This is a genomic window from Nonomuraea rubra (genome assembly GCF_014207985.1).
In the GTDB taxonomy this organism is placed as follows: Bacteria; Actinomycetota; Actinomycetes; order Streptosporangiales; family Streptosporangiaceae; genus Nonomuraea; species Nonomuraea rubra.
The window spans coordinates 5,498,135-5,518,942 of the sequence record NZ_JACHMI010000001.1 but is presented as its reverse complement, the minus strand read 5'-3'; the positions used below and the strand labels follow the sequence as shown (position 1 = coordinate 5,518,942).

12 protein-coding genes are annotated in these 20,808 nt (G+C 73.4%); 9 read left to right on the top strand and 3 right to left on the bottom strand.

Translation table 11 applies throughout. The features are described 5' to 3' along the window. From HD593_RS25030 to HD593_RS25000, 7 genes are read left to right on the top strand one after another with little or no spacing between them, the layout of a single operon-like run. The gene (locus HD593_RS25030) at positions 1–11,025 is read left to right on the top strand and encodes a non-ribosomal peptide synthetase (protein ID WP_185104541.1); all 11,025 of its coding nucleotides are present in this window, start codon (positions 1–3) and stop codon (positions 11,023–11,025) included. After that, a complete protein-coding gene (locus HD593_RS25025) occupies positions 11,012–12,712 on the top strand; it encodes an ABC transporter ATP-binding protein (RefSeq protein WP_185104540.1) in 1,701 nt (566 codons plus the stop codon). The genes HD593_RS25030 and HD593_RS25025 overlap by 14 nt, the downstream gene beginning before the upstream one ends. A 31-nt stretch (positions 12,713–12,743) precedes the next feature. Further along, the gene (locus HD593_RS25020; RefSeq protein WP_185104539.1) at positions 12,744–12,953 is read left to right on the top strand and encodes an MbtH family protein; all 210 of its coding nucleotides are present in this window, start codon (positions 12,744–12,746) and stop codon (positions 12,951–12,953) included. 19 nt (positions 12,954–12,972) lie between these two features. Further along, the gene (locus tag HD593_RS25015; RefSeq protein WP_185104538.1) at positions 12,973–13,413 is read left to right on the top strand and encodes a hypothetical protein; all 441 of its coding nucleotides are present in this window, start codon (positions 12,973–12,975) and stop codon (positions 13,411–13,413) included. A 37-nt stretch (positions 13,414–13,450) separates the two neighbouring features. Then, on the top strand, positions 13,451–14,389 hold the full coding sequence (locus tag HD593_RS25010) for an ABC transporter ATP-binding protein (RefSeq protein WP_185104537.1): 939 nt from the start codon (positions 13,451–13,453) through the stop codon (positions 14,387–14,389). Next, on the top strand, positions 14,386–15,141 hold the full coding sequence (locus tag HD593_RS25005; RefSeq protein ID WP_185104536.1) for an ABC transporter permease: 756 nt from the start codon (positions 14,386–14,388) through the stop codon (positions 15,139–15,141). Before HD593_RS25010 ends, HD593_RS25005 begins: the two co-directional genes overlap by 4 nt. Beyond that, positions 15,134–15,931 (top strand): ABC transporter permease, encoded by a 798-nt coding sequence (locus HD593_RS25000; RefSeq protein WP_221524943.1) that lies wholly within the window; start codon positions 15,134–15,136, stop codon positions 15,929–15,931. Before HD593_RS25005 ends, HD593_RS25000 begins: the two co-directional genes overlap by 8 nt. Positions 15,932–15,940: 9 nt before the next feature. On the opposite strand, the gene HD593_RS64480 is transcribed toward HD593_RS25000, so the two are convergent. The 3 genes from HD593_RS64480 to HD593_RS24985 form a co-directional block, all read right to left on the bottom strand. Continuing rightward, on the bottom strand, positions 15,941–18,463 hold the full coding sequence (locus HD593_RS64480; RefSeq protein ID WP_185104535.1) for a sensor histidine kinase: 2,523 nt from the start codon (positions 18,461–18,463) through the stop codon (positions 15,941–15,943). Next, positions 18,433–18,816 (bottom strand): response regulator, encoded by a 384-nt coding sequence (locus HD593_RS24990; RefSeq protein ID WP_185104534.1) that lies wholly within the window; start codon positions 18,814–18,816, stop codon positions 18,433–18,435. The genes HD593_RS64480 and HD593_RS24990 overlap by 31 nt, the downstream gene beginning before the upstream one ends. A gap of 93 nt (positions 18,817–18,909) precedes the next feature. Next, positions 18,910–19,587 (bottom strand): response regulator transcription factor, encoded by a 678-nt coding sequence (locus tag HD593_RS24985; RefSeq protein ID WP_221524942.1) that lies wholly within the window; start codon positions 19,585–19,587, stop codon positions 18,910–18,912. Between the two features lie 177 nt (positions 19,588–19,764). On the opposite strand from HD593_RS24985, the gene HD593_RS24980 reads away from it, so the two are divergent. Both HD593_RS24980 and HD593_RS24975 read left to right on the top strand, forming a co-directional pair. Then, the gene (locus HD593_RS24980) at positions 19,765–20,028 is read left to right on the top strand and encodes a hypothetical protein (protein WP_185104533.1); all 264 of its coding nucleotides are present in this window, start codon (positions 19,765–19,767) and stop codon (positions 20,026–20,028) included. Beyond that, complete coding sequence (locus tag HD593_RS24975) at positions 20,015–20,620, top strand: hypothetical protein (protein WP_185104532.1); 606 nt, start codon at positions 20,015–20,017, stop codon at positions 20,618–20,620. Before HD593_RS24980 ends, HD593_RS24975 begins: the two co-directional genes overlap by 14 nt. The last annotated feature ends 188 nt before the right edge of the window (positions 20,621–20,808 follow it).

Below are 20,808 nucleotides of genomic sequence, written 5' to 3'. Positions count from 1 at the left end.
ATGTTGGAACCAAGCGCTCGTCACGTTTCGCTTTCTTCCGCTCGGCTGGCCGGCCTGCGCCGGCGGACCGGTGACCATCCCGACAGGACCCTCGCCGAGGCGTGCGCCATCGGGCTGGCGTACTGGGCGACGGGCCGCAGCCCCGACGGCCTCGACCTCACCCCCGGCACGCTCTTCACCGACGTGCTCGGCTGGGCGGGCAACGGCGGGCGCGCGCCCGCCGGCTGGGAGGTCACCGGGGACGGCATCACCGTCCCCGAGGGCGTGCCGCCGGCCGACGCGCAGCTCGCGCTGGACGACCTGGCCGACTTCCCCGACCGGCCCGTGGGCACCATCGGCCCGTCCAGCGTGGCGGAGCGGCTGCGGGCCCTGGCCCGGTGGAACGACACCGGCGCCGAACGGGAGCGCCCGACCATCGTGGAGCTGTTCCGCGAGCAGGCGCGGGCCAGGCCGGACGCCGTCGCCGTCGTCGACGAGCGCCGGTCCCTGACCTACCGCGAGACCGCCGAGCTGGCCGGCCAGCTGGCCCACCACCTGATCGAGCGCGGGCTGAAGGCCGAGCAGGTCGTCGGCATCTCGCTGGAGCGCTCCGCCGACATGGTGATCGGGCTGCTGGGCGTGCTCATGGCGGGCGGCGCGTTCGTGCCGCTCGATCCGCGCTGGCCCGCCGCGCGCCGGGCGGTCGTCATCGCCGACGCCGGGCTCGCGCTGCAGCTCGCCCACTCCGGCGAGGCCGCCGCAGGCGAGCCCGAGGCCGTGGCCGTCGATCTCGGCGACTGGCGGTTCGGCTCGTACCCCGCCCGGGACCCCGGGGTGGACATCCCCGGCCCCGCGCTGGCGTACGTGATCTTCACCTCGGGTTCGACCGGGCGGCCGAAGGGCGCCATGATCCGGCACGAGGCGATCAGCGAGCGGCTGCTGTGGCAGGCCGGCGAGATCCTGCGCTTCGGCCCGGACGACGCGTCGCTGTTCAAGGCGCCGCTGTCGTTCGACATCTCGATCAACGAGATCTTCCTGCCGCTGGTGCGCGGCGGCCGGCTGGTGGTCCTGCGGCCCGGCGGCGAGCGCGACCCGCACCACCTGCTCGGCGTGATCGACGAGCAGCGCGTCACCTTCACGTACCTGGTGTCGTCCATGCTGGACGTGCTGCTGGAGATGGCGGGCGACTCCGGGCGGCTGGACAGCCTGCGGCACGTGTGGTGCGGCGGCGAGGTGCTGACCCCAGAGCTGTACGACCGCTTCCGCACCCGCCTCGGCATCCCGCTCTACCACGGCTACGGCCCCGCCGAGACGACGATCGGCGTCTCGCACGTCATCTACCGGGGCGCGGCGGAGCGCCTGTCCACGTCCATCGGCAAGGCCAACCCCAACACCCAGCTGTACGTGCTGGACGACGAGCTGCGCCCGGTCCCCGTCGGCGTCGGCGGCGAGCTGTACGTGGGCGGGTTCCTCCTGGGCCGCGGGTACGCCGGTGCGCCCGGCCTGACCGCGTCCCGGTTCGTGGCCAACCCGTTCGCCGCGGACGGGTCCCGCCTCTACCGGACCGGCGACCTCGCCCGGTTCGCACCGGACGGGTCGCTGGACTTCCTCGGCCGCGCCGACAACCAGATCAAGATCCGCGGCATGCGGCTGGAGCTGGAGGACGTCGAGGCCGGCCTCGCCGAGCACCCCGGCGTGCGCCATTCCTGCGTCGTGGCGAAGAAGAACGCCGCGGGCGGCACCTACCTGGTGGGGTACGTGATCCCGGCGACGGGCGCCGAGGGCCTGCGGCCCGAGGAGGTCACGGCGTGGGCCACCGGGAACATGGTCGAGCACATGGTGCCCGCGCACGTCGTCGTCATGAAGGAGTTCCCGCTCACCGAGAACGGCAAGCTGGACCGGCGCGCGCTGCCCGAGCCCGAGCTCGGGACGGGCCCGCTCGTACCGCCCGCCACCGACGACGAGCGGGTGGTGTGCGCGGCGGTCGCCTCGGTGCTGGGGCTGGACGCGGTCGGCGTGGACCAGAACTTCTTCAAGCTCGGCGGCGACAGCCTGCTGGCGATCTCGCTGCTGAGCGCGCTGCGCGAGGCTGGACTGCACGTCACCGCGACGGAGATCTTCGCCGGCGGCAGCGTGGGCGCGCTGGCGGCGGTGGCCAGGCGCGACGCGGCCGCGCCCGCCGACTCCGGGGACGTCGCGACCGGCACCGTCACGGGGTCGCCCATCGTGCGGTGGCTCGGTGAGACCACCGGCGCGATCGGCGGCTTCGTGCAGTCGGCGGTGCTGAACACCCCGGCGGACCTGACCGCCGGCGCCCTCGACGAGCTGCTCGCCGCCCTGCTCGAACGGCACGACATGTTGCGGGCCAGGCTGGTACGCGGCGACCGCTGGGGCTTCGAGGTCCCGGAGGCCGGCCAGGCGTCCGCCGGCTGGCAGGAGAGCGACCGGCCGCTCGACGAGTGCGTCGCGCTCGCCGCCGGGGGGCTGGACCCGGACCGGGGCGTGATGCTGCGTGCCGTCTGGCGGCGCGCGGCCCGGCAACTGGTCCTCGTCGCCCACCACACGGTGATCGACGGCGTGTCCTGGCGGATCCTGATGGACGACCTGGCCACGGCGTGGCGGCAGCTCTCGGCGGGCACGCCCATCGAGCTGCCCCCGGTGGGCACGTCGTTCCGGCGCTGGACGCAGGTGCTGGAGGAGACCTCCTTCGACGCCGGCTACTTCCGGCGCCCGCTGCCCGGAGCGGACGAGCCGCTGGGCAGGCGCCCGCTGTCGGAGGCCGACACCGTCGCGCGCGAGCGGGTGCGGGTCGTCACGGCGGGCCCCGAGGTCACCGCCGCGCTGCTGGGCGAGATCCCCGCGCGGTTCCACGCCGGCGTCAACGACGTGCTGCTGACCGCGCTCGCCGTCGCCCTCGCCCGGTGGCGCCGCGACCTCGGCCAGGACCAGACGTTCGCGCACATCGAGCTGGAGGGCCACGGCCGGGAGGGACGGTTCGTCGCGGACGCGGCCGGGTTCGAGCCGGACCTGTCGCGGACCGTGGGCTGGTTCACCACGCTCTTCCCGGTGACCGTGGACCCCGGAGCCGCGCCGGACCACACCGCGCCTGCGTATCTGTCCGCCGCGCTCAAGGCGGTCAAGGAGGACCTCGCCCGGGTGCCGGGCAACGGCCTGCCGTACGGCGTCCTGCGTTACGTGGCCGGCCACGCCTTCGACGCGCCCGCCCCGCAGGTGCTGTTCAACTACCTGGGCCGCTACGAGGCGGGCGGGACCGGGGACTGGCAGCTCGCGGGCACCACGGGCCTCCTGGGCGAGCGCCGGGATCCGGGGATGCGGCTGCCGCGCGCCCTGGAGTTCAACGCGATCGCCGAGCCCGGCCCGACCGGCGCGTACGAGCTGGCCACCACCATCTCCTGGCCCGAGGGCGTGCTCACCGGCGAGGACGTCGCCACGATCGGCGGGTACTTCCTGGCCGCCCTGGAAGGCCTGGCCGCGCTCGACCGGGGCGGCCACTCCCCCAGCGACTTCCGCCCGCTGTCGCTCACGCAGGCCGACGTCGACGCCCTGGACGGCCCGGCGCTGCACGACATCCTGCCGCTGACCCCGCTGCAGGAGGGCCTGTACTTCCACTCGGTCTTCGACGACGACTCGGCGGGCAGCTACGTCGAGCAGCAGGTGCTGACGCTGGAGGGCGAGGTGGACGCCGGCCGGCTCGCCGCGGCCGCCACCCGGCTGCTCACGCTCTACCCGAACCTGGCCGCGCGGTTCGTCGCGCTCGCCGACGGCCGGGTGGTCTCGGTGCTGGAGAGCGGCATGACCGCGCCGTTCACCACGCTGGACCGGCCCGGCATGACCGCCGAGGAGATCCGCGACCACGCGGAACGGGACAGGCGCGCCGGGTTCGACCTTTCGGCGGGGCCGCTGATGCGCTACACGCTCATCCGCGCGGGCGCCGGGAGGAACGTCCTGGTGCAGACCGTGCACCACATCATCGCGGACGGCTGGTCGGTGCCCGCCATGTTGCGCGCGCTGCTGGCCGAGTACCACGCGCCGGGCAGCGTGCATGCGCTGGGCGGGTTCCCCGCCTATGTGCGGTGGCTCGCCGGACGTGACGGCGAGGCGAGCGACCGGGTGTGGCGGGAGCAGCTCGCCGGGCTGCCCGGCCCCTCGCTGGTCGCCGAGGGGCACGCCCCGTCAGGCCGGTTCGCCGACACCACCGCGGAACCGGAGGGCGACCTCGACGCTGCCGCCCGGGAGGCGGGCGTGCCGCTGAGCGTGGCCGTGCACAGTGCCTGGGCGGTGACGCTGGGCGGCCTGCTGCACGGGCAGGACGTGGTCTTCGGGTCCACGGTGTCCGGGCGGGACGCGCAGGTGCCCGGCATCGAGGACATGGTGGGGCTGTTCATCAACACGATCCCCGTACGGGCGCGGTGGGGCGTCGCCACCACGTCCCGCGAACTGCTCGGCTCCGTGCGCGAGCACCAGAGCGCGGTGCTGCCGCACCAGCACGTCTCGCTGGCCGCGATCGGCCGCCAGGCCGGTGGCGGGCCGCTGTTCGACACGCTGGTGGTGTTCGACGTCGCGACCGACGTGGAGAGCCTGCGCGGGCCCGGTCACGAGCTGGTCATCACCGGTGTGGTGAACGAGGGTGCTCCGCACTACCCGCTGACGCTGGTGGTGGAGCGCGGGCCGGGCGGGCGGCCGCGCTTCAACCTGATCTACGACTGCGAGCTGCTGCGGGAAGGGGGCGCCCGGTCGATCCTGGCGACGTTCACCCGGGCCCTGACCGGGCTGCTCACCCGGCCGGACGACCTCGTACGCGACCTGGCCCCCAGCACGTCGCCTGGCGCTGTCCTGTCGGGTGTGCGGGCGACCTTGGGCGGGCTGTTCGACGCCGCCGCGAGGCGCGACCCGGCCGCGACCGCCGTCACCCAGTGCGGGCTCGACGGCGGCAGCCGTTCACTCACCTACGGCGAGCTGGCGGAGGCGAAGGACCGGCTGGCCGCGGCGCTGCGCGCGGCCGGCGCCGGGCCGGGCGAACGGGTCGCCATCGCCGTGCCGCGCTCGGCCGAGCAGGTCGTCGCCCTGGTCGCGACCGTCACCGCGGGCGCCGCGTACGTGCCGCTGGACCTGGCCTACCCGGACGAACGCCTGCGCTACGTCCTCCAGGACGCCGCCCCGCGGGTCGTGCTCGTGGACCGGGACCACCGGGACCGCCTCACGGAGCTGCTGGCCGAAGCGGGGGTCCCGGCCCGGGTGCTCGTCCAGGGGGAGGAGCCGCTGCTCTACGCCGCCCCCGGCGGGCCGCAGGCGGGCCCGCACGACCCGGCGTACGTGATCTACACCTCGGGATCGACCGGCAGGCCCAAGGGCGTCGTCGTCCCGCACTCCAGCGTGGTGACGCTGCTCGCGAACACCCGCCAGGACATGGGCTTCGGCCCGGACGACGTGTGGGTGCAGTTCCACTCCTACTCCTTCGACTTCGCCGTGTGGGAGCTGTGGGGCGCGCTCGCGCACGGCGGCGAGCTGCTGATCCCCGAGTACGGCCTGACCCGCTCCCCCGTCGACTTCCACCGCCTGGTACGCGAGCGCGGCGTCACCGTGCTCAACCAGACCCCGTCGGCGTTCTACCAGTTCATCGAGGCCGACCGGCGCGAGGCCGAGCCGCTGTCCTCGCTGCGCAGGATCGTCTTCGGCGGCGAGGCCCTGGATCTCGGGCGGCTGCGCGCCTGGGCCGAGCGGTACGGCACCGGCTCGCCGGAGCTGGTCAACATGTACGGCATCACCGAGACCACCGTCCACGTCACCCACCGGGTCCTGACGTCCGAGGACTTCGCCGTCCACCACGACGGCGCCCCGATCGGCGGCCCCATCCCCGGCCTGGTCACGTACCTGCTGGACGACCGGCTGCGGCCGGTGCCGCCGGGGCGGGTGGGCGCCATCTACGTCGCCGGTGACCAGGTGTCGCTCGGCTACCTGGGCAGGCCGGGGCTCACGGCGAGCCGGTTCGTGGCGAACCCGTTCGCGGGTGACGGCTCCCGCATGTACCACACGGGCGACCTGGCCCGCCGGACGCTGGACGGCGAGCTGGTCTTCGCCGGCCGCGCCGACGACCAGGTGCAGCTCAAGGGGTTCCGCGTCGAGCCTGGCGAGGTGGAGGGCGCGATCAGGGAGCTGGACGGCGTGGTGGACGCGGCCGTCACCGTGGCGGGCAGCGGTGACCATCTGGTCGCGCACGTCGTGGGCGTCGTGCCCGGGGACCTGACCCGGCTGCTGGCGGCGAAGCTGCCCGCGTACATGGTGCCCGGGCGGGTGCTGCGGGTGGACGCGCTGCCGCTGACGGTCAACGGCAAGCTGGACCGCCAGGCCCTGGCGGAACGCGCGTCCCGGCTCGACGCCGTCGCCCTCGCGGACGATCCCGCGCGCGACGGCGCCCCGGCACTCGCGAACCGACCGGCATTCACGGACGAACGGGCAGTCGCGGACGAACGGGCAGTCGCGGACGAACGGGCAGTCGCGGACGAACGGGCAGTCGCGGACGAACGGGCAGTCGCGGGCGAGCGGGCGGTCGCCGCGCTGGCCGCGATCTTCGCCGAAGCGCTCCCCGGCACCGACGCGGACGCCGACACGGACTTCTTCCGCGCCGGAGGCGACAGCATCATCGCCATCACCGTCGTCAACCGGGCCAGAGCACTCGGCCTGCCCATCACCCCGCGTGACGTCTTCCTGCACAGAACACCCCGCGCACTGGCCGAACACCTGAACCCACACACGACCGCACCCGCGCCCGCCCGCCACGAGGACGGCCCGCTGACCCCCACCCCGATCATCCTGCGCCAGCGCGAGCTGGGCGGCTCCCTGGCACGATTCGCCCAGGCCAGGACATTGACGGCACCGGACGGCACCGGCTTCGCCGACGCCGGGCGCGCCGCGAACGCCGTCGTGGCCGCACACCCGGCACTCCGGCTGCGGCTGCACATCGAGCACGGCGTGTGGGCGCTGCGCACGGAGCCGCCGCGCCAGGTGACCGTCGCCCGGGCGGCGACCGGAGCGACGGCCGCCGCCGACGAGGCCGCCGGCCGGCTCGACCCCGAGACCGGCGAGCTGATCGCGTTCACCTGGCTGGAGGCGAGCAGGACCCTGGTGATCACCGCCCACCACCTCGCCATCGACGCGGTCTCCTGGCTCATCCTGCTGGACGACCTGACCACCGCCATGCGAGGAGCACCCCTCCCCCCGCCCACCACCTCCTACGCCGAGTACGCCGGCACCCTGGCGACCCGCTCCACCCACGCCATCGGCACCCTCGGACACTGGCTGGACACGCTCGACGCCCCCGCCCTGCTCCCCGCGATCGGGAACCTGCGCGAGACCACCGTCGAGATCGCGCCCGAGCTCACCACCCTCCTGACGCGCACCGCGCCCGCCGCACTCGGCATCGGCCTCACCGAGCTGCTGTGCGGCGCGCTCCGGGCCGCGCTGACGCACGTCCAGCAGTCCCCCGCCGACCTCGCCGCCGACCTGGAACGGCACGGCCGCGTCCCGCAGCTCGGCCACCACGACTACACCCGCACGGTCGGCTGGTTCACCGCCATCGCACCCGTACGGCTCACGCCGCACACCGACCCGGTGGCGGCGGCCCGCGAGGTCGCGCAACGCCAGCCGGACGAGCGCGGGCACCTCACCTACGGCCTGCTCAGGTACCTCAACCCGCAGACCGCCCCGCTCCTCCGCGCGCACCCGCAGGTGCTGTTCAACTACCTCGGCCAGGCCACCGAATCCCAGGCACTCCCGATCACCGGCGGCGACCAGGGCAGCCCGTACGCCGTCGAGGTCAACGCCTGGCTCGACCCGGCCACCGGCAGCCTCCGCGCGGCCTTCACCCTGGCCGAAGGCGTCCCCGTCGAGCTCACCGGGCACTGGCGGCGCGCGCTGGAGCGCATCGCCGACGCCTGCACGACGGCGGAGCGCACGGCACCGGTGACCCCGCTGCAACGCGGCCTGTACTTCCAGGCCCAGCTCACGGGCCCGGCCGGGCACTACGTCGCCCAGAGCTACTTCACCTTCGACCGGCGGCTGGACGCCGGCGCCCTGGCCGAGGCGATGGCGTACGTGATCGCCCGGCACCCGGTCGCCGGCGCCGGCTTCACCACCGACGCGAGCGGGAACCCGGTCCAGGTGCTCGCGGCGGGCAGGCGGGTGAACGTCCGCACGGTGGAGCTGTCCACCGAGGCGGAGGCCGAGGAGCTGCGTGCCCGCGACCGCGACACGGGCTTCGACCCGGGCGAGCCGCCGCTGGTCCGGCTGACGGTGGTGCGGCTGCCGGGCGGGCACGACCGCCTGCTGCTGAGCTACCACCTGCTGCTGTGGGACGGCTGGTCGCGCGAGATCGTGCTGCGGGACCTGTTCGACGCGTACGCGGCCGTCGTCGCCGGCCGGCCGCTGGACCCGGTGCCCGCCACGCCGAGCTTCGAGGACCACGCCCGGGCACTGGCAGCCAGGGACGTCTCCGCCTCGGAGCGGTTCTGGGCGGAGCACCTGGCCGGGCTCCCCGGCCCGACGCTGCTCGCCGGCCCGTCGCCGTCGCTGCCCGACGAGCTGCCGCCCGCGCTCGTCCGCACGCTGCCGGCCGAGCAGTCGCGGCTGCTGCGGGAGGCGGCCAGGACGCACGGGGTCACGCTCAACGCGGTGCTGACCGGCGCGTTCGGCCTGCTGCTCGGCGCGCACACCGGCCGGAGCGACGCCGTGTTCGGCGTGACCGTGTCCGGCAGGGAGGGGGAGGGCCTGTCCGGCGTCGTCGGCGTGCTGCTCAACACCGTGCCCATGTGGACCAGGGCCCGGCCGGGCGACACGGTGCGGGAGTACCTGTCGTCGGTGCAGGCGGCCAGGGTCGCGGCGATGGAGCACGAGCACCTGGGGCTCGGCGAGATCCAGCGCGGCAGCGGCCACGACACCCTCTTCGACAACCTGTTCGTCCTGCAGAACTTCCTGGACCTGGACGCGCTCGCCACGCTGAACGCCAGGCACGGCATCGTCGCCGAGCGGGCCGACGACTCCACGCACTACCCGTTCACCTGGGTCGTCACGCCCGGGGACGAGCTGACGGTCAAGCTGGAGTACCGCGACCGCGACACCGGGCGCGCCCGCCGGCTTCTGGACGACTACGTGCGCGTGCTGGGCGACCTGGCCCGGTGGACCGGCCCGGTGGGCGCGCTGCCGGGCCTGGGGCCCGAGCCCGTCCCGGCCGGGCGTACGGACATCGGCACGGACACCGTGGTCGACCGGTTCGACCTGGCGGCCGATCGCGATCCCGGCCGGGTCGCGCTCGTCGCCCACGGCCGCAGCATGACGTTCGCGCAGCTCCGGGAGCGCAGCCGCGCGGTGGCGGGGGTGCTCGCCGGGCGCGGGCTCGGCCCGGAGACGACCGTGGGGCTGGCGATCCCGCGCTCGCTCGACTCGATCGTGGCGCTGTTCGCGGTGCTGCGGACGGGCGCGGCGTACGTGCCGCTGGAGCTGGACCACCCGGACGAGCGGATCGCCGCGATCGTCGCGGACGCCCGCCCGGACGTGGTCCTCACCGTCAGTTCCGTCTCCCCCAGGCTGACCGGGAGCGTCCCTCCGGGGAACCTGATCGAGCTGGACCGGCCGCTGCCCGAGGCGGAGCCGTTCGTGACGTTCGCGCCCGGCGACCCCGGCCGCCTGCGGCATCCCGCGTACACGATCTACACCTCCGGCTCGACGGGGCAGCCCAAGGGGGTGGTCACCGAGTACGCCGGGCTCACGAACATGCTGATCAACCATCAGCGCCGGATCTTCGAGCCGGTGCTGGCCGAGCACGGGCACCGGGTGTTCCGGATCGCGCACACGGTGTCGTTCGCGTTCGACATGTCGTGGGAGGAGCTGCTGTGGCTCGCGGACGGCCACGAGGTGCACATCTGCGACGAGGAGCTGCGCCGTGACGCGCCCCGGCTGGTCGAGTACTGCCTGGAGCACCGGATCGACGTCATCAACGTGACCCCCACCTACGCGCAGCAGCTGGTCGCCGAGGGCCTGCTCGACGACCCGGCGCGGCGGCCCCCGCTGGTGCTGCTGGGCGGCGAGGCGGTCACCCCGGCGTTGTGGCGGCGGCTCGCCGAGACCGAGGGCACGGTGGGCTACAACCTGTACGGGCCCACCGAGTACACGATCAACACCCTCGGCGTCGGCACGTTCGAGTGCCAGGACCCGGTGGTGGGGGTGGCCATCGACAACACCGACGTGTACGTGCTGGACCCGTGGTTGCGGCCGGTGCCCGACGGCGTGCCGGGCGAGCTGTACGTGTCCGGGATCGGCATCGCCCGCGGCTATCTCGGGCAGCCGGGGCAGAGCGCGCACCGGTTCGTCGCGTGCCCGTTCGGCGAGCCGGGCGAGCGGATGTACCGTACCGGGGACCTGGTGCTGCGGCGGCCCGACGGGAACCTGATGTACCTGGGCCGTACCGACCAGCAGGTCAAGATCCGGGGGCACCGGGTCGAGCCGGCCGAGGTGGAGGCCGCGTTCGCGGCGCATCCGGCGGTGCGGTTCGCCGCCGCGGTCGCGCAGTCCGATCCGCAGGTGGACGGCGCGTACCGGCTGGCCGCCTACCTCGTGCTGGACGGCGGCGACCTGGCGGCGGTCGCCGCCGAGGTGGGCGCCGGGCTGCCCGACTACCTGCGTCCCACGCACTACGCTCAGGTCGAGGCCATCCCGCTGACCGTGAATGGGAAGGCCGACACCAAGGCGCTGCCGGAGGCCAGGCCGCTGGGCGCGCTGACCACGTCGGCCGAGCGCGGCCCGGCGACCGAGACCGAGAGCGCGGTGTGCGAGTTCTTCGCCGAGGCGCTGGACCTGGACGACGACGAGGTGAGCGCGGTGAGCGACTTCGTGGCCCTAGGCGGGCACTCCATGCTGGCCGTGCGGCTGATCGGGCTGCTCCGCCGCGAGTACGGCCCCGTGATCACCATTCGCGACCTGTTCGCGCTGCGTACCCCCGAAGCGATCGCCCGGCACCTCGATGAGCGGAACTGACCGGCGCGGGCCCGTCACGGGCCCGGCCATCCTCCGGACCGCGCTGCGGCGCAACGCGGGCGCCATGGCCTGGGGCACCCTGCTCATGGGCCTGTACCAGGCGGGCGAGACCGCCTTTCCCATCGCGCTCGGCCTGATCGTCGAGCACGCGCTGCAGGAGCGCGGCCTCGCCTCGCTCGGCTGGTCGATCGCGGCGCTGGCCGTGATCGTCACGACCGTGTCGCTGTCGTGGCGGTTCGGGATGCGCATCCTGCAGAAGGCCAACACGACCGAGGCGCACCGCTGGCGGGTGCGGGTCGCCGACTGCGGGCTGCAGCCGGTCGCCAGGGACACGGACCTCAAGTCCGGCGAGGTGCTGACCATCGCCACGGAGGACGCCGACCAGACCGCCGACATCATCGAGGTGGTGCCGCTGCTGATCAGCTCGCTGGTCGCGGTGCTGATCACGGCGGTCGCGCTGGGCATCGCCAGCCTCTGGCTGGGCCTGCTGGTGATCGCGGGCACCATCGCGATCCTGACCATCCTGAGCGTGCTGTCCAGGCGGATCGGCGAGGGCACCCGCGAGCAGCAGGCCCGGGTGGCGCGGGCGGGCGCGAAGGTCGCCGACCTGATCACCGGCCTGCGGCCGCTGCACGGCTTCGGCGGCAACCACGCGGCGTTCCTGTCGTACCGGAAGGTGAGCACGGAGGCGAAGGACCAGGCGGTCACCGTCGCCAGGGCGAGCGGCGCCTACGCCGGGGCGGCGCTGGCGCTCAACGCGATCCTCGCCGCGGCGGTGACGCTGGCGGCGGGGTGGCTGGCGCTGGGCGGCCGGATCAGCATCGGGCAGCTCGTCATGGCCGTGGGGCTGGCGCAGTTCATCATCGAGCCGCTCAAGCTGTTCTCCGAGATGCCGAAGTACGTGATGGTCGCGCGCGCGTCGGCGGAGCGGATGGCGCTGGTGCTGGCCGCTCCCCCGGTGATGACCCCGGGCACGCTGCGGCCGTCCCCCGGCGGGGACCTGGAGGTGGACAGCGTCCGGTACGGGTCCCTGCGCGAGGTGAAGTTCCACGTGCCCGCGGGCGAGTTCACGGCCATCGCCGCCTACCGGGCGCGCGAGGCGGCCGATCTGGCCGCGATCCTGGCCGTGAACGTGCCACCGGGCGCTTACGAGGGCGTGGTGCGGGTCGGCGGGCGGGAGCTGAAGGACCTGTCGGTCGAGGCGGTCCGCGAGCACCTGCTGGTGAACCCGTACGACGCGGAGATCTTCGCGGGCACCCTGCGCACGAACATCGACCCGGAGGGCACCGGCCACCTGGTGGCGGAGGCCGTCGAGGCGTCCATGCTGACCGATGTCGTCGCCCTGCACCGGGACGGGCTCGACCACGGCGTCCGCGACCGCGGCGCGAACCTCTCCGGCGGCCAGCGCCAGCGGCTCTCCCTGGCCCGGGCGCTCGCCGCCGACCCCGGCATCCTGGTGCTGCACGATCCGACGACGGCGGTCGACGCGGTCACCGAACAGCTCATCGCGCGCAACCTCGCGGAGCTGCGGCGGGGCCGCACCCTGATCGTGATCACCAGCAGCCCGGCGCTCCTGGACGCCGCCGACCGCGTCCTCGTCCTGGACGGCGGTGTGGTCACCGCCGAGGACACCCATCGCAACCTCCTGGCCACCGATGAGACCTACCGTCAGGCGGTGGCCCGATGAGCCATCGCCCGCCTCGTGGAAAGGAACGCCCATGACCAACCCCTTCGACGATCCGGACGGCCGCTTCCTGGTGCTGGTCAACGCCGAGAACCAGCACTCCCTGTGGCCCGCCTTCGCCGAGGTGCCCGGCGGCTGGACGGTCGTGCTGCCCGACAGCAGCCGTGCCGACTGCCTGGACTACATCGAGAGCCACTGGACCGACCTGCGCCCCCGCTCGCTGGCCGAGGCCATGGACGACTGATGCGGCTGGCGCGGCCGAAGTGGCCGCCGCTGGTCGCCGCGAGGCGGGTTCCGCCCGCCTCGCGGGCCTGACGCTCGCCGCCTCGGCGATCGCCACCCCGCACGCGGACGCCCTGGCGATCGCCGCCCCGCATGCCACCGCCCCGCATGCCACCGCCCCGCATGCCACCGCTCGGGCCGTGCCCGAGGAGCGCCCGGTGGTCGTCAAGGACGTGCGCATCCCGCCCGTCCCCCTGGGCGACCTGCAGCAGTCCATCACCGATGATCGCGGCATCCTGCCGGGCGGGGTCGGCAGCGGCCTGTTCCCCGCCGCCCGGCGCGGCGACTACTGGATGGTCACCGACCGGGGCCCGGCCTGGCACGTCACGGCAGGCACCGGCGAGCGCCGCACGTTCCCGATCCCGGAGCTCAGCCCGGCGATCGTCCAGGTGGCCACCCGGTTCGGCGTCGAGATCAAATGAGTTGCGCCCCCCGTGCCTTCGCGGAAAGTATGCCCGCATGATCCAGGTCGAGGGGTTGTCGAAGGTCTTCCGCCGCCCACGCACCTTCTCCGGCCCCTTCGGCGCGCTGCGCACCCTGGTCACGCGCCAGTACGAGGAGCGGACCGCCGTCGACGACGTCAGCTTCGAGATCGGCGAGGGCGAGATCATCGGCTACCTCGGGCCGAACGGCGCGGGCAAGTCGACCACCATCAAGATCCTCACCGGCATCCTCACCCCGACGAGCGGCACCGTCCGGGTCGCCGGCCTGGTGCCGTGGCGCGACCGCCAGGCCAACGCCCGCAACGTCGGCGTGGTCTTCGGCCAGCGCAGCCAGCTGTGGTGGGACCTGCCGCTGATCGAGTCGTTACGCCTGGTCGGCTCGCTCTACGACGTGCCGTCGGCGCGGTTCGAGACGTCGTTGAGCAAGCTGCGCGACCTGCTCGGGCTGGACGAGTTCCTCGGCACCCCGGTGCGCCAGCTGAGCCTGGGCCAGCGGATGCGGGGCGACCTGGCCGCGGCCGTGCTGTACGAGCCTCCGCTGCTCTACCTGGACGAGCCGACCGTCGGCCTGGACGTGCTGGCCAAGGAGGCCGTGCGCGAGTTCGTCGTGGAGACCAACCGCGCGGGCCGCACCACCGTCGTCCTGACCACGCACGACCTGGCGGACGTCGAGGCGCTGTGCAAGCGGATCATCCTGATCGACCGGGGCAGGCTGCTGTTCGACGGCACCATCGACGCGCTGGTGAACCAGCCCCGGCGGCTGGTGGTGCTGCTGGAGTCCGCGCCGGAGGTGGTGCGCGGGGTGTCGCGGGACGGCGAGGGCCGCCACGTCTTCGAGATCCACGACGACCTGCCCGGCATGATCGCCTCGATCGCCGCCGAGCACACCATCCGCGACCTGTCGATCGAGGAACCGGACCTGGAGAGCGTGATCAAGGGGATCTACGCCCGATGACCCGCATCGGCTTCCGCCTCGCCCTCGCCTACCGCGGCAACATCGTCATGACGTGCGTGGCGCTGGTCGCCCAGGTGTTCCTGCTGCGCATGATCTGGACCGCGGTGTACGGCTCCCGCCCCGCCGCCGCCGGGCTCACCCTGGACGCGCTGCTGGCCTGTCTCACCCTGGCCAACCTCCAGGGTTTCGCCACCCACATGCTCGTCACCCGCATCGTCCATCAGCGCGTCCGCACCGGCACGGTCTTCTTCGACCTGGCCAGGCCGGCCGGTTACCTGCGGCAGATGGCGGCCTTCCAGGCGGGGAACACCCTGGGCGGCCTGCTGCTGCTCACCCCGGTCGTCCCGGTGGTGCTGCTGGCCGGCTCGATCACCGCGCCCGTCAACCCGGCGGGCTACGTGATCACGCTGGTGCTCGGCTACGTCATCGCCGTGCAGCTGGCGCTGCTGATCAGCCTGATCGCCTTCTGGACCCTGGAGATCGGGGCCGTCTCGCTGCTCTACCGGCTCGTCAGCCAGTTCTTCGCCGGCACGATGGTGCCGCTCGCCTTCTTCCCCGGCTTCCTGGGCTCGCTGGCCGAGGTCCTGCCCTTCAAGTACCTGGGCTACGTCCCCGCCGCGATCTACGTCGGCCACATCTCCGACGTTTCCGGAGCTGTCGTGGTCGAGGCCGCCTGGATCGCGGGGCTGTGGGCCCTGCTCACGCTCGTCTGGTCCCGCGCCCACCGCAGGGTGGTGATCCAGGGTGGCTGAGGTCCTGCGCGCCCTGCGCCTGTACGTCCTGCTCCAGCGCGCCTCCGCCCGCGCCGCGCTGCAGTACCGCGCGAACACCGTGATCGGGATCCTCAGCGGCGCCGTCTGGCAGGGCACCGGATTCGCGTTCATCTGGGTGATCATGCACACGTTCCCCTCGCTGGCGGGCTGGGGCCTGGCCGAGATCGCCTTCCTGTACGGCCTGCGCCTGACCGCCCACGCGCTGGCCATGATCCCCCTGATGAGCGTCAACGACATCCACTGGCTGGTGCTCAACGGCGAGTTCGACCGTTTCCTGCTGCGCCCGCTCAACCCCCTCGTCCAGCTCATGGGCAACCGGATGGGCATCGCCCAGTTCGGCGACCTGCTCGCCGGCGTGGCGCTGCTCGCCGTCGCCGGCCGGAGCGCGCACGTCCAGTGGAACGGCTGGCTGGTCGCCTTCTGCGCGGCGGCGATCGTCGGCGGCGCCCTCATCGAGGCCGCCTTCTTCCTCGCGCTCTGCTCCCTGTCGCTGCGCCTGATCGACACCTTCGCCCTGCGGGTCTTCGTCGACGACGTCTTCAGCAAGTTCGGCTCGTACCCGATGAAGATCTTCGGTGGCGCGGTCGAGTGGCTGTTCACCTTCGTGCTGCCGGTCGCGTTCGTGGCGTACGTGCCCGCGAGCGTCGTGCTGGGCAAGCTCGGCGATCCGCTGGCGGTGGCCGCGCCGCTGCTGGGGGTGCCGCTGATCGTGCTGGCGTACCTCTTCTGGCGGCGCAACCTCGATCACTACCAGAGCGCCGGCCACTGAGCGGCAGGCTCAGCCCGCGTCGCGCCAGGCGGTGGCCGGGATGTGCCCGTGCAGGCGCAGCCCGGTTCCCGGGCTGGTCTCGATGGTGAGGGTGCCGCCGATGGCGCCGAGGCGATCGTACATGTTGGTGATGCCGTGCCCCGTACGGATCAGGCCGGGGTGGCAGCCGATGCCCGTGTCAGCCAGGTCGAAGGAGAGGCCGTCCTGCTCGCGCAGGTCGATGGCCACCGTGGCCTGCTCGCCCGCGTGCTTGGCGGCGTTCTGCAGCGCCTCCAGCAGGCAGAAGTAGATGTTGATCTCGATCTCGGGCGGGTACCGGCCGAGTCCGGCGGCGCGGATCTCGGTCGGCAGCGGCGAGTGGCGCGTGGCCGCGCGCAGCGCCGCCTCCAGCCCCGACTCGGCGAGCTGCGGCGGGTAGATGCCGTGCGCCAGGTCGCGCAGCTCGGCCTGGGCCTCGCGCAGGTCGGAGGAGAGCTGCGCGAGCACGGGGACGGCCTGGGCGGGATCGGTGTCCATCAGCCGCTGGGCGACCCTGGACTGCACGGCCGCGGCGACGAGCCGCTGCTGAGCGCCGTCGTGCAGGTTCCGCTCGATCTCGCGGCGCTCCCGGTCGGCCGCCGCCACCAGCCGGGCGCGTGACTCCTGCAGCGCCTCCGCCCTGGCCACCAGCATCACGTGGTTGTGCCAGGCCAGGTACGAGGCCCGGGTCAGGCCCAGCACCACCAGCGCGATGACGACGGTGTCGACCAGCCAGCCGGGCGCGTTCCCCGCCAGCCCGGCGCCGGGGGCCAGCCGCCCGGCGAGCGTGACGGCCACGGCGGCGGCGACGGTGCAGCCCATGATGACCTTGAAGCGCCGCCGCGGCAAGAACGCCACCGACAGCAGCACCGGCGACACGATCACCAGCGTCGCGTACGGCAGCGCGGCCGGGATCATCGCGGTCAGCGTCAGCGCGTAGCACCAGGTGATCGCCGCCGACAGCCCGATGGCGTGGTCGATGCGGTGGCGCTTGACGACCCGCAGCGCCGCCACGACGAGCAGTGCCACCGTGCCGCAGCCGCCGGCCAGGGCCAGCAGCCAGAGCTGGTGCACGCCGGCGAAGGCCGCGGCGGCCACCGCGCCCGCCCCGAGCGTGACGCCCATGATCGCCCACAGGCCGGTGACGATGTACTGGTGGGGGTGCGGGTGGGTGCTGCGCTGGAGGCTCGTGTACACCCTGGCGATGAGGTGCCAGACGGCGTGCAGCCCGCCGCGTACGGCACCGCCGCGCTCCTGGCGGGAGCGCTCCACGCCGGCGCTCTCCAGCACCGACCGGGGCAGGTGGCCGTGCAGGCGCAGCCCGCCGCCCGGCCGGGTGTCGATGGTGAGGGTGCCGCCGATGGCGCCCAGGCGGTCGTTCATGTTGATCATGCCGGTGCCGGTGTGGACGAGGCCGGGGTCGCAGCCGACGCCGTTGTCGCGGAAGTCGAAGGACAGCCCGTTGCGGTCCTGGAGGGTGATGATCACCTCGGCCCGCTCCCCCGCGTGCCCGACCGCGTTCCGCAGGGCCTCCAGCAGGCAGAAATAGATGTTGATCTCGATCTCGGGCGGGTAGCGGCCGACACCGCTCGCGTGCACGGTGGTGGGGATCGGGGCGTGCTGGGCGGCGGCGCGCAGCGCCGTCTCCAGGCCGTACTGGCCGAGCTGGGGCGGGTAGATGCCGTGCGCCAGGCCGCGCAGCTCCGCGCTGGCCTCTTGCAGGTCGTCCGACAGGCGCGCCAGCAGCGGGCCGGCCTGGCCGGGGTCGGCGTCCAGCAACCGCCGGGCCTCGCCCGTCTGCTCGGCGGCGGCGGCCAGGCGCCGCTGGGCGCCCTGCGCCAGGTTGCGCTCGATCTGGCAGCGCTCGCGGTCGGCCGCCGCGACCAGCCGGGCCCGCGACTCGCGCAGCGCCTCCGTCCTGGCGACGAGCATGCCGTGGTTCTGCCACGCGGCCAGCGACACCAGGATCGTGATGAACGGGATGAACACGATCGCCAGCGCGTCCATGACCGTCTTCGGCACCAGCGGTTCCAGCCCGACCCCCGGCGTCAGGCTGCCCACGACGACCAGCACCGTGCCGACCAGCATCGTCGCGCCGAGCATGGCCGACAGCCGATCGTGGTTCATGTGCTGCACGGCCACCAGCACCGGCAGCAGCACCGCCAGCGCCAGCGTGGCCAGCGCGAACGGCACCACCGAGGTGACGGCCACGGCCACGATCCAGTTGGACAGCGCGAAGACGACGACGGCGGCGAAGCGCCGGTAGTGGTGGATCAGGTGGATGGCGCGCAGCAGGAACGCCGCCAGGGTGAGCAGCAGCACGACGATGGCCAGCAGCCAGCCCTCGCGCCGGACCGTCGCGTACAGGATCGTGACCCAGGCCGCGGCGACCACCACGCCGCCCAGGTCCGCCTGGATGTAGGTGCGCAGCCGCTCCCACTCCGGCGCGCCGATCTCGATGATCTCATGCCCCCGCAGGCCGGCTAGGAGTCTGCGTGCCCCCCGTCGCTCCACAACGCCTCCAGTTCGTCGGGGCCGAAGCGGTCCTTGTGCCGATAATGGGCCCCCATCACCATCGCGTCACGAGGCAGGTCCTCCGTGTTGTTGACCGACAGCAGCACCACGGTGACGTCCGGATGCCCGCACCTGATCCGCCTGGCCGCCTCCAGGCCGCCCATGCCGGGCATGTTCACGTCCATCAGCACCATCGCGACGGCGTGGTCCCGGAGGAAGTCGAGTGCCTCCTCCCCGCTGGCCGCCTCCCCCGCCAGCACGAACCCGTCCACCACGGCGATCACGCCGGCCACGGCCCGGCGGAACGACGGCAGGTCGTCCACCACCAGAACGCGTACGAGGTGTTGCTCCACGAACTGATCGTCGCATTCGATCGCCGCCGTGTCGGTGGTGCCACCATCACTATCCCCGGCCGGATTTCCGGCCGCCGGCCTGACCGCGCCGCCTTACCCCGGCGGCGAGCCGGAGTCGAGGAACAGCAGGACGGCCTTGACCCGCCGGTTGGTGTCGCGGTCGCCGCGCAGGCCGAGCTTGACGAAGATGGAGTTGATGTACTTCTCGACCGCGCGCTCGGAGACGTTGAACGCGGTCGCGATGGCCAGGTTCGACCGGCCGGCGGCCACCTCGGCGAGCGTCTCGCGCTCGCGCGGCGTCAGGTGCCGCAGCGTGCCGCCGTCGTTGCGGGCCTTGGCCGCCACCAGCGAATCGACGACCACGGGGTCGATGAACGAGCCGCCTGAGGCGACCGTGCGCACCGCCGAGATCAGCTCGCCGGGCGCGGCGATGCGCTCCTTGAGCAGGTAGCCGCGCCTGCTGCTGCCCTGCTCGATCAGGGCCAGCAGGTACGTCGGGTCGAGGAACTGCGACAGCACCAGCACGGCCACGTCCGGATGGCTGTCCCGCAGCGTGGTGGCCGCCCTGATGCCCTCGTCGCTCATGGTCGGCGGCATGCGGATGTCGGTGACGACGACGTCGGGCTGCTCCTTCTCGACGCATTCCATGAGCGCCTCGTAACCCGAGCACACGCCGACGACCTCGGCCCCGGACTCGGTCGCGATGAGGGCCTCGATCCCGGCCCGCACCAGCAGGTGGTCCTCGGCGATCACCACCCGGAAGGACGTCACGTGGCAAACGTTAGTCCGCCGCCCCCGCCCGCTCAACGGGTGCGGAAAACCGAACCACCGACTCGGAGGCCAGCTTTATCGCCGAATTAGCCGGCGCGGCCCAAACTGGCGGTATCGGCAGCCAACCTGCGAACGAATATGAGGGGTTTCCACAAGAACAAAGACGGAGGGGGAGTGGTGGCCGAAATGCTTCACGTCGCCGCGCGAGTATCGCGAATCAGGTCCTACGTCAGCGAGTTGCTGGCACGCGCCGACCGGGCGTTGTGCGCGGACCGGGACGAGCGGGCCCGCCAGTACGGGTGGACGGTCACCAGAACGGGGTTCGGCTCACGGCGGTATCGCGACCCGCGTTTCGACGCGCTCAGGGCGGCCCGGCTCACCGGGTCGCCGGCCGCCAGGGAGTCGTCGGCCGTAGGAGGTGATCGTCATGTTGCCGCGTAATCCGCGCCACAACCCGTACGCGGAGGCCGAGCGCCTGCTCCTGGCACCGGCTCCGGGGCTGGTCACGCGGCTGTGGCGGTGGCGTACGGAGATCGTCCTGCTCATGCTCGCGGCCGGGACGGCGGTCGTGATCGCGACCGCCGTCGGCCGGGGGATGTGGTGGGCGCCGGTCGCGCTGGCGGGCCCGGTCTTCGTGCCCGCCACGGTGCCGGCCGGCCGGAAATGGATTCTGCGGCACTTCTGGTGCCTGTTTTCCCGGCACCGGATCCAGCGGGTGTGCGCGGAGACGTCCATGCACACCCGCGAGGGCAGAATTCCGCTGATCCTCTGGATAACGCCGACCGGCTCCGGGGAAAGGGCTTTCATTCTGCTCCGGGCGGGGATTTGCGCGGACGACTTCGAGGCGTTCGGCGCGGAAATAGCGGCGGCCTGCTGCGCGGCTTCCGTCCGCGTGCGACGGCACCCGGACCGGGCGCAGTTCGTCACGGTGGACATCGTGCGGCGGGGCGCGGAGGACGACCAGCCCGGGGCGGGGACGTGGGGCGACGGCGAGCACGGCGGCAAGCGCCCGCTGGAACGGCTGGCCGGCTGACCCCGCCCCACCACCTGGGCGGACGAGGCTCACGCCACCCGAGCCCGCCGCCCTTCGCAGCCTCAGGGAGTGCCGGGGCCACCGGGCCGCCCCGGCCCCTGAGGCCACGGCCACCCGGACGGGGGCGGTTCGTCCGGGTGGCCGTCGTCCGCGCAGCCGGCCGGTGCCGCGCCGGCCGGCTGCGCCGG

What these genes read in the sequence shown, in the direction of transcription:
- HD593_RS25005 (WP_185104536.1), top strand. Translation starts at nt 14,386, where the DNA reads ATGACCCGCATCGGCTTCCGCCTCGCCCTCGCCTACCGCGGCAACATC.
- HD593_RS25025 (WP_185104540.1), top strand. Translation starts at nt 11,012, where the DNA reads ATGAGCGGAACTGACCGGCGCGGGCCCGTCACGGGCCCGGCCATCCTC.
- HD593_RS25030 (WP_185104541.1), top strand. Translation starts at nt 1, where the DNA reads ATGTTGGAACCAAGCGCTCGTCACGTTTCGCTTTCTTCCGCTCGGCTG.
- HD593_RS24975 (WP_185104532.1), top strand. Translation starts at nt 20,015, where the DNA reads ATGTTGCCGCGTAATCCGCGCCACAACCCGTACGCGGAGGCCGAGCGC.
- HD593_RS25010 (WP_185104537.1), top strand. Translation starts at nt 13,451, where the DNA reads ATGATCCAGGTCGAGGGGTTGTCGAAGGTCTTCCGCCGCCCACGCACC.
- HD593_RS25020 (WP_185104539.1), top strand. Translation starts at nt 12,744, where the DNA reads ATGACCAACCCCTTCGACGATCCGGACGGCCGCTTCCTGGTGCTGGTC.